The organism is Tsukamurella sp. M9C, from assembly GCF_020169415.1.
GTDB lineage: Bacteria > Actinomycetota > Actinomycetes > Mycobacteriales > Mycobacteriaceae > Tsukamurella.
The window spans coordinates 18,010-31,245 of record NZ_JAIULG010000028.1; the positions used below are offsets into that span (position 1 = coordinate 18,010).

11 protein-coding genes are annotated in these 13,236 nt (G+C 74.1%); 7 read left to right on the forward strand and 4 right to left on the reverse strand.

Translation table 11 applies throughout. The annotated features are described in order from the left end of the window. Positions 1-14: 14 nt before the first annotated feature. Positions 15-3,311, forward strand: a complete 3,297-nt coding sequence (locus LB823_RS14415) for an ATP-dependent DNA helicase (protein WP_224647922.1) — start codon at positions 15-17, stop codon at positions 3,309-3,311. Next, the gene (locus LB823_RS14420) at positions 3,304-6,606 is read left to right on the forward strand and encodes an ATP-dependent DNA helicase (protein ID WP_224647923.1); all 3,303 of its coding nucleotides are present in this window, start codon (positions 3,304-3,306) and stop codon (positions 6,604-6,606) included. Before LB823_RS14415 ends, LB823_RS14420 begins: the two co-directional genes overlap by 8 nt. Here LB823_RS14420 and LB823_RS14425 read toward each other — a convergent pair. Further along, on the reverse strand, positions 6,603-7,010 hold the full coding sequence (locus LB823_RS14425) for a hypothetical protein (RefSeq protein ID WP_224647924.1): 408 nt from the start codon (positions 7,008-7,010) through the stop codon (positions 6,603-6,605). The genes LB823_RS14420 and LB823_RS14425 overlap by 4 nt on opposite strands. A gap of 96 nt (positions 7,011-7,106) precedes the next feature. Here LB823_RS14425 and LB823_RS14430 point away from each other — a divergent pair, with 96 nt between their 5' ends. Next, positions 7,107-8,210 (forward strand): TrkA family potassium uptake protein, encoded by a 1,104-nt coding sequence (locus LB823_RS14430; protein ID WP_224647925.1) that lies wholly within the window; start codon positions 7,107-7,109, stop codon positions 8,208-8,210. Here the strand turns inward: LB823_RS14430 and LB823_RS14435 are convergent. Then, positions 8,207-9,076: a TIGR03621 family F420-dependent LLM class oxidoreductase gene (locus LB823_RS14435; protein ID WP_224647926.1), complete on the reverse strand. Its 870-nt coding sequence runs from the start codon at positions 9,074-9,076 to the stop codon at positions 8,207-8,209. The genes LB823_RS14430 and LB823_RS14435 overlap by 4 nt on opposite strands. A gap of 84 nt (positions 9,077-9,160) precedes the next feature. Here LB823_RS14435 and LB823_RS14440 point away from each other — a divergent pair, with 84 nt between their 5' ends. Together LB823_RS14440 and LB823_RS14445 are read left to right on the forward strand one after the other, a co-directional pair. Further along, the gene (locus tag LB823_RS14440; protein ID WP_224647927.1) at positions 9,161-9,754 is read left to right on the forward strand and encodes a TetR/AcrR family transcriptional regulator; all 594 of its coding nucleotides are present in this window, start codon (positions 9,161-9,163) and stop codon (positions 9,752-9,754) included. A gap of 38 nt (positions 9,755-9,792) precedes the next feature. Further along, positions 9,793-10,560, forward strand: a complete 768-nt coding sequence (locus LB823_RS14445; RefSeq protein ID WP_224647928.1) for an SDR family oxidoreductase — start codon at positions 9,793-9,795, stop codon at positions 10,558-10,560. 4 nt (positions 10,561-10,564) lie between these two features. On the opposite strand, the gene LB823_RS14450 is transcribed toward LB823_RS14445, so the two are convergent. Then, positions 10,565-11,359, reverse strand: coding sequence for a sulfurtransferase (locus LB823_RS14450; RefSeq protein ID WP_224647929.1), 795 nt, complete (start codon positions 11,357-11,359; stop codon positions 10,565-10,567). Between the two features lie 14 nt (positions 11,360-11,373). On the opposite strand from LB823_RS14450, the gene nudC reads away from it, so the two are divergent. Continuing rightward, the gene (gene nudC, locus LB823_RS14455; RefSeq protein WP_224647930.1) at positions 11,374-12,333 is read left to right on the forward strand and encodes an NAD(+) diphosphatase; all 960 of its coding nucleotides are present in this window, start codon (positions 11,374-11,376) and stop codon (positions 12,331-12,333) included. Between the two features lie 10 nt (positions 12,334-12,343). Next, positions 12,344-12,901 (forward strand): hypothetical protein, encoded by a 558-nt coding sequence (locus LB823_RS14460; protein WP_224647931.1) that lies wholly within the window; start codon positions 12,344-12,346, stop codon positions 12,899-12,901. A gap of 77 nt (positions 12,902-12,978) precedes the next feature. On the opposite strand, the gene LB823_RS14465 is transcribed toward LB823_RS14460, so the two are convergent. Further along, positions 12,979-13,218 carry a mycoredoxin gene (locus tag LB823_RS14465; protein WP_068522052.1) on the reverse strand — a complete coding sequence of 80 codons (240 nt, stop codon included), beginning with the start codon at positions 13,216-13,218 and terminating at the stop codon, positions 12,979-12,981. Between the last annotated feature and the right edge of the window lie 18 nt (positions 13,219-13,236).

A 13,236-nucleotide genomic window follows, 5' to 3' on the forward strand; every position in this document is an offset into this window, starting at 1 on the left:
GAGAGGGGGTGCGCGTGAACGCCGGAACCGGGAATCGAGGGACCGACGGTGCGGGGAAGCACCGTCGGCCGCGCCTGCGGCTGCAGTACACGCCCCCGGAGCCGCCCACCGTCCGCGAGTGGGGCGGCACGATCGCCGCGCTCGCATCGCCCGCCACCGGCGAGCTGCCCCTGGACGTGGGCGGCTGGGCGCCGTACCGGATCCGCGGCGGGCCCGGCACGGGCAAGACGTCGGCGCTGGTCGACATCGCGGTGGCGAAGCTCACCGACCCGTTCGTCGAGCCCGAGTCCGTGCTGCTCCTCACCGGCAACAAGCGGGCCGCCGGCGCGCTGCGGCGCGAACTCTCCGCCCGGGTACTCGCGGGCAACGAGGGCGTGCACGCATCGGGCGAGCCGCTGGTGCGCACCGTGCACTCGCTCGCCTTCGCGGTGCTGCGGCTGCAGGCGTCCAGCACCGGCAGCCCGCCGCCCCGCCTCATCACCGGCTCGGAGCAGGACGCGGTGGTGCGGGAGCTGCTGCGCGGCAACGTGGACGACGGCGGCGCCTTCTGGCCGGAGCGGCTGCGGCCGGCGCTCGTCACCCACGGCTTCGCGGGCGCGCTCCGCGACCTGTTCGCCCAGGCCGCGCAGCGCGGCGCCGGCCCGGACGAGATCGAGGACCTCGCGCGGCGGTACAACCGCGGGGAGTGGCTCGCGGCGGCGAACGCGCTGCGCGAGTACCAGGAGACCACGCTGCTGCGCGGCTCCGTCGGCCTCGCCGGCCCGCAGGCCGTCGCCCCCGCGGTGGACGCGGCCGAGCTCATCGACGCCGCCGTCACGGCGCTCGCCTCCGACGATGCGCTGCTGGCCCAGCAGCGCGAGCGCATCCGGTTCCTGCTGGTCGACGACGCCCACAACCTCGATCCCCTGGCGTCGGCGCTGATCCGGCTGCTCGGCACGGGCACCGAGCTCACCGTGATCGCGGGCGATCCCGACCAGGCGGTCAACTCCTTCCGCGGCGCCAGCACCCGCTTCCTGCAGAACCTCGACGTCACGCTCGAGCGGGACGTCCTGCTCGAGCGGAGCTTCCGCTTCGGGGACGAGGTCGCGGGCGCCGTGAACCGCATCTCCGCGCGGCTGCCGAACCGCTTCGGGGCGGTCGCACCCGAACGCCCGAGGCCCGGCACCGCGGCCGTCCGGCTGTTCTCCACCCCCGCGAAGGAGGCCGACGCGATCGCCGCGATGCTGCGGCGCGAGCACGTCCTGGGCGGCGTCCCGTGGGAGGACATGGCCGTCGTCGTGCGGTCCGTCTCGGCGTCGATCGCGCCGCTGCGCCGCGCGCTGGCCTACGCCGGCGTGCCGGTCACCGTGCCCGCCGACGATGTGCCGCTCGCGCGGCAGCGCGCCGTGCACGCACTCCTCCTTGTGTTGCGCGCCGCCGTCGCGCCCGAGGGGCTCGATCCGGCGGAGGCCGTCACCCTGCTGTCGGGCCCCGTGGGCGGCGGCGACCCGCTCACCCTGCGCCGCGTCCGGCGCGCGGTGCGCCGCGCCGACCCGGCGGAGGATCGCGGCTCCGCCGAGATCCTCACCGCGGTGCTCACCGGCGCGGCCGAGTTCGCGCCGTACAAGGCCGTGCTCACCGAGCTCGAGGCGGAGCCGGTGGAGCGCGTGCTCGCCGCGGTCCGGGCCGCGGGCGCCGCTGCCGAGCACGGCACGGTCGAGGAGGTGCTGTGGGCGGCGTGGGCGGCCACCGGCCTCGCGGCCCGGTGGGGCGCGCTCGCCCTGCGCGGCGGCACCCTCGGCGGGCAGGCCGACCGCGACCTCGACGCGGTGATGGGCCTGTTCGACTCCGCCGCCGACTTCACCGACACCCTGCCCACGGCCTCCGTGAGTGCCTTCGTCGAATACCTGGAGCAGCTGCAGATCCCGCGGTCCGACCGCGCCCGGGGGCGCAGCGGGCAGGCCACTGTCCCCGGCGTCACGCTGCTGTCGGCGCACAGCACCGTCGGGCGCGAGTGGGAGGTCGTCGCCGTGGCGGGCGTGCAGGAGGGGCGCTGGCCCAACCTGCGGCGCCGTGGCGGACTGCTCGGCACCGACGAGCTGCTGGACGCGCTCGACGGGATGGATCCGGCGGCGCTGCCCACGGTCTCGCGGTCGCTGCCGCTGCTCGCGGAGGAGCGGCGGCTGCTGCTCGTGGCCTGCTCGCGGGCCCGGCGCACGCTGCTCATCACGGCCGTCGACACCGCCGACGGCGACGGCGACCTGGTGCCCTCGCGGTTCCTGCAGGGCATCGCGCCGTCGGGGGGAGACGACCCGGAGACCTACACGCCGGCGGTGGAGAGCGCACCGTCGGCCTCGTTGGACCTGCGCACCCTCGTGGCCGTGCTGCGCACCGCCGCCTGCGATCCCGCGCGCGAACCGGAGGAGCGCGCCCACGCGGCGCGACAGCTCGCCCGGCTCGCGGCCGACCGCGTCCCCGGAGCGCACCCGGACAGCTGGTACGGCGTGGCCGGCGCCAGCACCGACGATCCGCTGTGGTCGCCCGAGGACGGGCCGGTGGCGCTCTCCCCGTCGAACGTGGAGTCCCTCTCGGCGTGCGCGCTGCGCTGGATGCTGGAGCGCTTCGGCGGCAGCGACGGCGACTCCGCCAAACAGGCCACGGGCAACCTGGTGCACACGCTGGTGCAGGCGGTGGCGGGCCGGATCCCCAAGGACGAGGTGACCCGCTCGCTGGAGAAGGTCTGGGACCGCGTGGATCTGGAGGCCGATTGGTTCGCGCAGCGAGAGCTGGCGCGCACCGAGGAGATGCTGGAGTCCTTCCGGTCCTGGCTCGCGGGCAGCCGTGGCGAGCTCACCGAGGCGGGCGTGGAGATCGGCGTCGACGCGGTGATCGAGGGCGCGGGGGAGGATCCCGACGTGCGGATCCGCGGCCGGATCGACCGTCTCGAGCGTGACCCGCTCGGGCGGGCCGTCGTGGTGGACGTCAAGACCGGCCGCACCCTGCCCACGCAGGCCGAGGGACAGGCCCAGGCGCAGCTGCGCACCTACCAGGTGGCCCTCGCGCACGGCGGGATCGGCGGCGTCCCGGAGACCCCGGGCGGCGGCAAGCTGGTGTACGTCGCGAAGGCGCACAACAAGACCGGCGCCACCGTCCGCGAGCAGGACGCGCTCACTCCGGCCGACGTGGACGAGTGGCTCGGCGTGATCCGCGAGGCGGCGCGCCGCACCCGCGGGCCGCAGTTCCCCGCAACGTTGAACGCGTCGTGCCAGTACTGCGCGGTCGCGTCGTGCTGCCCGGTGGTGGACAAGGGGAGGAGCGTCGTCGATGACTGAAGGATTCCCACACGCGCCGCTGATCTCGGCGGTCGACCTGGCGCACGAGCTGGGCCAGGCCTTCGCGCCCACGGACGAGCAGCGCGCCGTCATCGAAGCGCCCCTCGGGCCGTGCCTCGTCGTCGCCGGCGCGGGCGCGGGCAAGACGGAGACGATGGCCGGCCGCGTGGTGTGGCTCATCGCCAACCGCTACGTCACGCCCGACCAGGTACTCGGCCTCACCTTCACCCGGAAGGCCGCGCAGCAGCTGATGATCCGCGTGCGCAAGCGGCTCGCACGCCTCGCTGGAGCGCCCGTCGTCGACCGGATCGACCCCTCGGGGGAGCTGCGGGCGTCGCTGCGCACCGTCGAGCCCGAGATCAGCACGTACCACGCCTACGCGGGGCGACTGCTCGGCGACTACGGCATGCTGTTGCCGGTCGAGCCGTCGGTGCGCCTCGTCTCCGAGACCGAGCGGTGGCAGATCGCGTACGACGTGGTCACCGGGTGGGACGAGGCGCTGGAGCTGGACCGGAACCCGGCGAACCTCACGGAGTGGGTGCTCGGGCTCTCCGGGGCGCTCGCCGACCACCTCGTCACGCCCGATCAGCTGGAGGCCGACGACGACGAGCTGGAGCGCCTGATCGGGCTGCTGCCGCCCGGGCCGCGGCAGCGGGCCGCGCCGAACGCGGCGCTGCTCAAGGCCGCCGAGGTGCAGGAGCAGCGGCGCCGGCTGATCCCGTTGGTGCGGGCCGTCGCCGCGGAGATGCGGGCCCGCGAGGTGCTCGACTTCGGCAGCCAGATGGGGCTCGCCGCGCAGCTCGCGCTCGCCAACCCCGACGTCGCGGGCCTCGAGCGGGCGAGGTTCGGCGCCGTCCTGCTCGACGAGTATCAGGACACCGGGCACGCGCAGCGCATGCTGCTGGCGTCCCTGTTCGGCGGACCGTCGGGCGCCGCGGCCGTGACCGCCGTGGGCGATCCGATCCAGTCGATCTACGGCTGGCGCGGCGCGTCGGCCGCGAACCTGCCCCGCTTCGCCACGGACTTCCCGCAGGCCGACGGCACCCCCGCCCCGCGCCGCGAACTGCTCACCAGCTGGCGCAATCCGACCGGCGCGCTGGACCTCGCCAACGCTGTCTCCGAGGACCTGCGCAGCCGGGGCGTCCCTGTCTCCGAGCTGAAGGCCCGGCCGGACGCGCCCGAGGGCGACCTGCGGATCTCCCTGCACTCCACCGTGATCGACGAGCGCGACTGGGCCGCCGACGCGATCGCCGAGCAATGGCGCGGCCGCATCGAGGCGGGGCAGGAGCCACCGACGGTGGCGGTGCTCGTCCGTCGCAACGCCGACTCCGCGGGGATCGCCGCCGCCCTCGGCGAGCGCGGCGTGCCCGTCGAGGTCGTCGGCCTCGGCGGGTTGCTGAGCACGCCCGAGGTGCAGGACGTGGTCGCGCTGCTCCGGCTCGCCGTCGAACCGCTCGCCGGCACCGCCGCGATGCGGCTGCTCACCGGCCCGCGCTGGCAGCTCGGCGCCGCTGACCTGCGGGCCCTGTGGAACCGCGCCCGCCGGATCGCGCACACCACCGGCCGCGCGGCCGCGGGCGCCGTCGCCACGGCCGAGCAACTCGACGCCGCCCTCGACGCCACGCTGCCCTCGGAGAGTCTCGACGCCGCGGGCCTGGGCGACGCGATCGCCGATCCGGGGCCGGACGCCGACTACTCGGCCGCGGGTCTGGCGAAGATCCGCTCGCTCGACCGCGAGGTGCGGCACGTCCGGGAACGCCTGGGCCACCCGCTGCCCGAGGTCGTGGCCGAGGCCGAACGGGTTCTGGGCGTGAGCATCGAGACCCGTATCCGCGCGTCCCGGCAGCTCGGCGGCCGCGCGACCGGCCGCGAGCACCTCGACGCCTTCGCCGACGTGGTCGTCTCCTACGCCGAACGGCCCACCGCCACCCTGCCGGGCCTGCTCGCCTTCCTCGCCGCCGCCGAGAAGGTGGAGGGCGGCCTCACCCCGGGCGACGTGGAGGTCGCCACCGACCGGGTGCAGGTGCTCACGGTGCACTCCGCCAAGGGCCTTGAGTGGGACGTGGTGGCGGTGCCGCACCTGTCGGAGGGCATCTTCCCGTCCAACCGGGCGCTGCCCACCTGGCTCTCGACGCCCGCCGAGCTGCAGCCGAACCTGCGCGGCGATCTCGCCGAGCCGGGCGAGACCGACGGCGTGCCCCGCCTCGACCTCGACGGCTGCAACAACCGCAAGGACCTCGAGGACGCCCTCGACGCGCACCGCAAGGCGCTCAAGGGCATGAACATGCACGAGGACGAGCGCCTGTTCTACGTCGCCGTCACGCGCACCCAGTCGGTGCTCCTGCTCTCCGGGCACTACTGGAGCGAGGACGTGAAGACGCCGAAGGCACCGTCGCGCTTCCTCGTCGCGGCGCGCGACCACGCGCCCGACGCCGTCGCCGAGTGGGCCGCGGAGCCCCTCGAGGACGCGCCGAACCCCTTGGAGACCGAGCCGATCCGGCTGCCCTGGCCGCGCGACTTCCTCGGCGCCCACCGCGCCGACGTGGACGCCGGCGCGGAGCTGGTGCTCGCCGAGCTCGGCCGCGGCGCCGACGAGCCCGATCCGGACGAGGCCGACCCGTACGGCTGGGCCGCCGAGGTCACCGCCCTCCTCGCCGAGCGCGCCCGGCAGGCGCAACTGGAGCTGGAAGTCGCCGTGCCCCGGGAGGTCTCGGTGAGCCAGCTGGTGGAGCTGCGGCGCAGCCCGGCGACGTTCGCGAGCCGCCTGCGCCGGCCCGTGCCGTTCAAGCCGAACCCGTACGCACGGCGCGGCACCGCCTTCCACGCCTGGCTGGAGCGCCGGTACGGGGCGTCGCGGCTGCTCGACCTCGACGAGCTGCCCGGCGCGGCCGACGGCGACGCCGGCGCCGACGAGAACCTCGCGCTGCTGCAGCGGCGGTTCGAGGAGAGCGAGTGGGCGGCGCGCACCCCCGTCGACATCGAGGTGCCCTTCGAGATCGCCGCCGCGGGCACCGTCGTGCGCGGGCGGATGGACGCCGTCTTCCGCGATCCGGGCGGCGGCTTCACCGTGGTCGACTGGAAGACGGGCGTGCGGCCCACCGAGCCGGCCGACGAACGCGCCGCCGCGGTGCAGCTCGCGGCGTACCGGCTGGCGTGGGCCCGGCTGCGCGACGTGCCCGTCGACGACGTGCGGGCGGCGTTCTTCTACGTGCGCTCAGGGGAGACGGTGGCACCGTCGGACCTGATCGAGCACCAGGGCCTCGCGGACCTGATCACGAGCGCGGGGGAGGGCTAGGCGGGTTCGCCCTTGTCGCGGGCGATCTTCACGGCGGAGACGACCATCGGCAGCTGCAGCGGCAGCCGGGCGTACGCGCCCAGCTTGAGCGGCAGCGGCTTGTCGGACCACTGCTGCGCCATGTGCACGTTGGCGGGGAAGACCGCGGCGAACAGGGCGGCCGCGGCGACGCCGCCGAGCCGGCGGGTCTTGGGGGCGGCCAGCAGAGCGGCGGTGGTCAGCTCCGCGACGCCCGAGAGCTGCGTCGCGCGGCGGGGCGTCAGTCCCAGCGGAAGGTTCGGCGGCACGATCGAATCGAAGGGCTTCGGCGCGACGAAGTGCAGGGCGCCCATCCCGGCGAGGGACAGGGCCATTCCGCGGGCGAGCTTGTCGGTGCGACGGGCGGGGCCGTGTGTGGACAGCATCTGAAGATTGTGGCAGATTGCTCGTCGGTTCCGCCGGACGTGCTAGACCGGACGGGTAACGACCAGCAATTCTCGCGAGGAATCGTCCAGGTAGGTATGTCCGCACGCACCACGTTCCGCAGACGGAGTAAGTCCGAGCTGACGGATCTCCCCGACCATGCGCTGGTCAGTGTCCTCCGCATCCCCGCGGGCGACTCCACCAACCCGTGGCGCGCCATCGGCGCCAGGATCCTCGTCGCGCTCGGCGCCCTGTTCCTCGCCGTGATCGTGGTCTACCTCGAACGCGACGGTTACCGGGACGCCGCGATCGAGGGCAAGTACAGCGACGAGACGCAGCTCAGTTTCCTCGACTGCCTCTACTACGCCACCGTCTCCCTCTCGACCACGGGCTACGGCGACATCACCCCGGTCACCCAATCCGCGCGCCTGATCAACGTCCTGCTGATCACCCCGCTGCGCATTCTCTTCCTCATCGTCTTGGTCGGAACCACGCTCCAGGTGCTCACGGAGCGGTCCCGCCAGGCGTTCAAGATCCAACGTTGGAGGTCAGCGGTGCACAACCACACGATCGTCGTGGGCTACGGCACGAAGGGCCGCACGGCGGTGAGCGCGATGATCAACGACGGCATCGAGCCCGGCAAGATCGTCGTCGTCGACACCGATCAGGCCGCGCTCGAGGTCGCGGAGATCGATGGACTGGTCACCGTCCGCGGCGACGCCACGAAGGCCGACGTGCTCCGGCTCGCCGGCGCGCCGCGCGCCGCGTCGATCATCATCGGCGCGAATCGCGACGACGCCGCGGTGATGGTCACGCTGACCGCCCGCGAGCTCGCGCCGCGCGCGAAGATCGTCGCGTCGATCCGCGAGTCCGAGAACACCCACCTGCTGCGCCAGTCGGGCGCCGATTCGGTGGTCGTCTCCTCGGAGACGGCGGGCCGCCTGCTCGGCATGGCGACCACCACCCCGTCGGTCGTGGAGATGATCGAGGACCTGCTCTCGCCCGGCGACGGCTTCAACATCGCCGAGCGTGAGGTGACCCGCGTCGAGGTGGGCCGCTCGCCGCGGCACCTGCCGAACATCGTGTTGGGCGTGGTCCGCAAGGGCAACCTGTACCGCGTCGACTCGCCCGCCGTCTCGGTCGTCGAGGCCGGCGACCGGCTGCTGTTCGTCCGCAACGCCGACGTGAAGGCCTCCGGCTAGCTCCGCAGCAGTGCGATGACCGGCGCCATCGCCTCGAGGTTGTGGTCGATCACCGTGACATAGCCGATGCCGAGCCGCTCGCGGAGCTCCCTCAGGCGGTCCGCCATCGCGCCAGGGGAACCGACGAGAACGCTGATGTAGTCCGCGGGTGCGTCCTCGTCCCACGTCACGCGCGGGGTGAGTCCGGCCGGTCGGCCGGTGCCGGTCGGCAGGAGGGCCTGGATCACCGTGTTGATCTCGACGGTGCCGGCGCGCTCGCCCAACAGGCGGTTCAGGTGCGCGATCCGGTCCGTCGCCTCGGTCTCCGTGGTCAGCCGCAGGCGGCCCGCGTCGTCCGTGCGCGCGCCCGACAGCCCGACGACGTCGGCGTGCCGCGCCGCGACGCCCAGGAGCCGGTCGCCCCACCCGGCGATGAACAGTGGCGGCCCACCCGGCCGGGCCGGGCGCGGCGTCTGCTTCTCGTCCGCGAAGGCGGCGCGCAGCGCGGCCGCCGTGGCGTCCAACCGGTCGACGCGCTCGCGCGCCGTCGGGAAGGGGATGCCGGCCCGCTCGAACTCGGCGGCGGCGTAGCCCGCGCCGAGCCCGAGCTCCACCCGTCCGTCGGTGAGCAGGTCGACGGTGGCGGCGTCGCGCGCGAGGAGCGCGGGGCTGTAGAAGGGCGCGTTGAGCACGAAGGTGTTGAGGCGAACCCGCTCCGTCGCCTCGGCGGCGAGCATCATGGCGGGGAAGGGCGCGAGCATGCCGAGGTGGTCGGGGACGCCGATCACGTCGAAGCCGAGCTCCTCCGCGCGGCGGCACCGCTCCACCCAACTCGCGCGCGACGTCGCGGCGCCGAGCGCCACGCCGAACCGGAAGTCCTGGACCATGCGGCTCAGTCAACCAGTCGAATCCCGGAGGCGACGGATCCTGTAGTTTTAGACCTGCAGGTACAGAACTGCTACGGTGTGCACATGCCCCGCCCGATGACGTTCGACCCGGATGCTGCGACCGACGCTGCGATGCAGGTGTTCTGGCGCCAGGGATACGCGGGCGCGACGCCCGCGACCCTCGAGGCCGCGATGGGGATCGGTCGCAGCAGCCTCTACAACTCCTTCGGCAGCAAACAGCAGCTGTACCTGCGTGCCCTCGACCACTACGTCCGCGAGGAGTCGCGGCAGGTGATCGACATCCTCGCGGCGCAGGGCCCGGTCCTGCCCCGGTTGCGCGCCGTCATCGACCACGTCGTCGCGCTCTCGCTGCGCGATGCGGAACACCGCGGATGCCTCGTCACGAACGCCGCGATCGACCGCGCGCGCGACGACGACGCCGTGCGCGCGCTCCTGCAGCGCGTCGTGGACGAGCAGACCGCGGCGTTCGCCGACGCGATCGAAGCCGGCAGGCGCACGGGGGAGATCGCGGCCGGCGTCGACGCCGCCGCGACGGCGGGCCTCCTCGTCGCGGCCCTCAACGGGATCCGGGTGCTCGCCCGGATCGATCCGTCCGAGGAGCGCCTCGCGGCGCTCGCGGACGCCGCGCTGCGCGGGCTCGCCCCCGACGCGCCCTGAATCCGCCCGACCCGAACCGACGACACGAAGGACGAAACATGGACCTGCAGCTCACGGGCAAGACCGCGGTGGTCACCGGCGCCAGCAAGGGGATCGGGCTCGAGACCGCGCGGCTCCTCGCGCAGGAGGGGGCGATCGTCCACGGCGTCGCCCGCACCGTCCCCGAGCCGGTGCCGGGCGTGACCTTCCTGGCGCGAGACCTCACCGACCCGTCCGCCGCGGCCGACCTGGCGGAGGCCGTGGGCCCGGTCGACATCCTGATCAACAACGTCGGCGCCGCGCTCCCGGCCAGCATGCACGCGGAGGGTTTCCTCGGGATCGACGATGCGACCTGGCTCGGCACGTTCGAGCTCAACCTGTTCGCCACCGTGCGCGTCACCCGCGCCCTGCTGCCGTCCCTGCTGGACCGCCGGGGCGTGATCGTCAATGTCTCGTCGATCGGCGCCCGCGCCCCGTACCAACCGGTCGACTACGGTGCGGCGAAGGCGGCTCTCACGAATCTGAGCAAGGCGCTCGCGGAGGAGTTCGGCCCCGTCGGGCTCCGCTCCCTGACGGTCTCGCCCGGGCCGACGCGCACCGCCAACTGGGGCGATCCGCATGGCTACGCGGCGCACCTCGCCGCGCAGGCGGGCGTCCCCCTCGACGACTTCCTCGCCGGCGTGCCCGACGCGATGTCCATCGCGCTCGGCAGGCTCAGCGAGCCGGAGGAGACCGCGGCCCTGATCATCTACCTCGCCTCGCCGCGCGCGGCGAACCTCACCGGCGCCGACGTCGTCGCCGACGGCGGCACGCTCAAGGCGGTGTAGCGCGTCAATCGCCCGTCGCGGCGGGCCGGTCGGTGGCCGCGTACTGCGACCACGAGCCGGGGTAGAGGCGGCCGCCCGGGAAGCCCGCGTGCTCCGAGGTGAGCAGGTCGTGGCACGCCGTGACGCCGGAGCCGCAATAGGCGATGAAGTCCGCGCCCGGCCGCAGGCCGGCCTCCTCGAACCGCGCGCGGAGGGTCGCGCGGGGGAGCAGTGCACCGTCGGACACGTTCTCCCGGCACGGCACGCTGACCGCGCCGGGGATGTGGCCCGCCCGCGGGTCGACGGTCTCGTTCTCGCCGCGGAACCGGTCCGCGGGGCGCGCGTCGATCACGGGGACCGCGCCGCCGGCCGCCTCGTCGATCGACGCCAGCCGGTCCGCGGGCCACGGTCGCGGCGTGAAGCGCGCTGGCGCGGGCTCGACGGTGCCGGTGTCGTCGAGGGGGCCGAGCGGACCGTCGAGCAGCGCGGCGGATTCGCCGAGCGCCCGCAGCAGCCACACGAGGCGCGCGGCCATGACGCCGCCCGCGTCGTCGTAGGCGACCACCGTCGCGCCGTCGCCGATGCCCGCGGCGGAGAGCCCGGCGGCGAAGGCCTCCGGGGTGGGCAACGGGTGCCGGCCCTCGGCGGACGACGGGGGAGCGGCGAGGTAGCCGTCGAGGTCGACGAACACCGCGCCCGGCAGATGGCCGGCGTCGTAGGCCTCGCGGGTGGAGCGCCCGTCGAGGTAGCAGCGGGTGTCGGCCAGGATCACGCCGGGGTTGGCCCGCATCCACGCGGCGTCCACGAACGGTTCGATCATGCCGTCAGCCTACGATGATGAGCGTGGCGAAGCTCAGTCTGACCGTGCCCCCGCTCCTCTCCCGCTATCACGTCGACCGCGCCGACGAACTGCGCGCCGACGAGACCGCGCTCGACGCGGCGTGGGCGACCGCGAAGGTGCTGCGCATCGACCCGCGCGGCCGCTTCGACCTCGACGACACCGACCTCGTCTTCGCCCGCGGGCACGAGGTCGCGCCGTCGCGCCCGGCCGACGCGGTGCTGCTCGGCCGGGTCGACGGGGCGGTCGTCTTCGCGCTGCGCGTGGACGTCTTCGACGGCGCCGACCTGCGCATGCGCGGGCACCTGCTCTCCGCGGTGGACTCGGCGCTGCTCGCGCAGGCCCTCGGCATCCTCAATTGGCACGCCACCGCCGGTTTCTCGCCCGTCGATGGTGCGCCGACGCTCCCCGGGAAGGCCGGCTGGGTGCGCAGCACCGCGGACGGCCGCGAGGAGTTCCCCCGCACCGACGGCGCGATGATCACCCTGGTGCACGACGGCGGCGATCACGTCCTGCTCGGCCGCCAGCACCAGTGGCCGGAGCGGCTGTTCTCGCTGTTCGCCGGGTTCGTCGAGCCGGGCGAATCGCTGGAGCAGTGCGTCGCGCGGGAGCTTCACGAGGAGGCGGGGATCGAGGTCGACGAGATCACCTACGTCGCGAGCCAGCCCTGGCCCTTTCCGCGCTCGCTGATGCTCGGCTTCACCGCCCGCGCCTTGCGCGACGCGGTGCTCGACTTCCGCGACGGCGAGATCGCCGAGGCGCGGTGGTTCAGCCGCTGGGAGGTGCGCGACGCGCTCGCCGCCGGCGACTGGAGCACCGACGCCCCCGACGCCCCGCTGCTCCTGCCCAACTCCATCTCGATCGCGCGCGCGATCACGGAGGCCTGGGGCGGCGCAGTAGGTCTCCACCCGGATCTCCACCCGCGGGCCGAGGCCCTCGGGCCTCCGCGCTCGTAGCGTTCCTCTCATGAGCTACGTACGCGGATTCCTTCCCTGGATCGTCCTGGCGATCGCTTCGTCGACCGTCGGCTGGCAGTGGGGCGCCGTGGCCGCGCTGGCGGTCGCCGTCGCGCTGCTGGTGCAGGACCGGCGCGCCGGGCGGGCGGCGGGCGCGCTCGAGCTCGGCGGCGCCGTCTACTTCGTCGCGCTCGCGGTGCTCGCGTTCGTCGCGCCGCACTCGCCGCTCGAGGCCTACGACGGTGCGCTCTCGTCGGCGTGGCTCGCCGTGATCGCGGGGATCGGGCTCGCGACGGGCCGTCCGTTCACGCTGGCGATCGCCCGGCGGTCCGTCGACGAGGAGACCGCGGAGCACCCGATGTTCCTGCATGTCAACGCGGTCATCACCGCGGCGTGGGCGGGATCCTTCGCCGCGACCGCCCTGCTGGGCGCGGCGTGCGTCGCGCTGAGCGAGCCCGAGCCGGTGCGGATCGCGGTCCAGGCGCTGGGCTTCGCCCTGCCGGCGGTGTTCACGCGGGCGTACGTCACGCGTGTCGGGGAGCGGCGGGCCGTGCTCGTGACGGCGTGAGCGCGGAACGAGAAAGTCCGGTCCTTCGTCTCAGGGATCGCCGAGACGAAGGACCGGACTTTCGCCGGGGCAGAGGGTCAGACGCCGAGCTTGCGCTTGACGTCGGCGAGGGACGGGTTGGTCGCGGTGGAACCGTCCTCGTACTTGACGGTGGGCACCGTCTGGTTGCCGCCGTTGACGCCCTCGACGAACTGGGCGGCCGCGGGATCCTCTTCGATGTTGATCTCGGTCCACTCGATCCCGTTGGCCTTGAGGCCTGTCTTGAGGCGGTTGCAGTAACCGCACCACGTGGTGGTGTACATCGTCAGCTGGCTCATGCCTTGACTCAACCACGC

Coding starts and splice junctions, on each gene's coding strand:
- LB823_RS14445 (WP_224647928.1), top strand. CDS start 9,793: ATGGACCTGCAGCTCACGGGCAAGACCGCGGTGGTCACCGGCGCCAGC.
- LB823_RS14450 (WP_224647929.1), bottom strand. CDS start 11,359: ATGATCGAACCGTTCGTGGACGCCGCGTGGATGCGGGCCAACCCCGGC.
- LB823_RS14465 (WP_068522052.1), bottom strand. CDS start 13,218: ATGAGCCAGCTGACGATGTACACCACCACGTGGTGCGGTTACTGCAAC.
- nudC (WP_224647930.1), top strand. CDS start 11,374: ATGATGAGCGTGGCGAAGCTCAGTCTGACCGTGCCCCCGCTCCTCTCC.
- LB823_RS14435 (WP_224647926.1), bottom strand. CDS start 9,076: ATGGTCCAGGACTTCCGGTTCGGCGTGGCGCTCGGCGCCGCGACGTCG.
- LB823_RS14430 (WP_224647925.1), top strand. CDS start 7,107: ATGTCCGCACGCACCACGTTCCGCAGACGGAGTAAGTCCGAGCTGACG.
- LB823_RS14440 (WP_224647927.1), top strand. CDS start 9,161: ATGCCCCGCCCGATGACGTTCGACCCGGATGCTGCGACCGACGCTGCG.
- LB823_RS14460 (WP_224647931.1), top strand. CDS start 12,344: ATGAGCTACGTACGCGGATTCCTTCCCTGGATCGTCCTGGCGATCGCT.
- LB823_RS14425 (WP_224647924.1), bottom strand. CDS start 7,010: ATGCTGTCCACACACGGCCCCGCCCGTCGCACCGACAAGCTCGCCCGC.
- LB823_RS14420 (WP_224647923.1), top strand. CDS start 3,304: ATGACTGAAGGATTCCCACACGCGCCGCTGATCTCGGCGGTCGACCTG.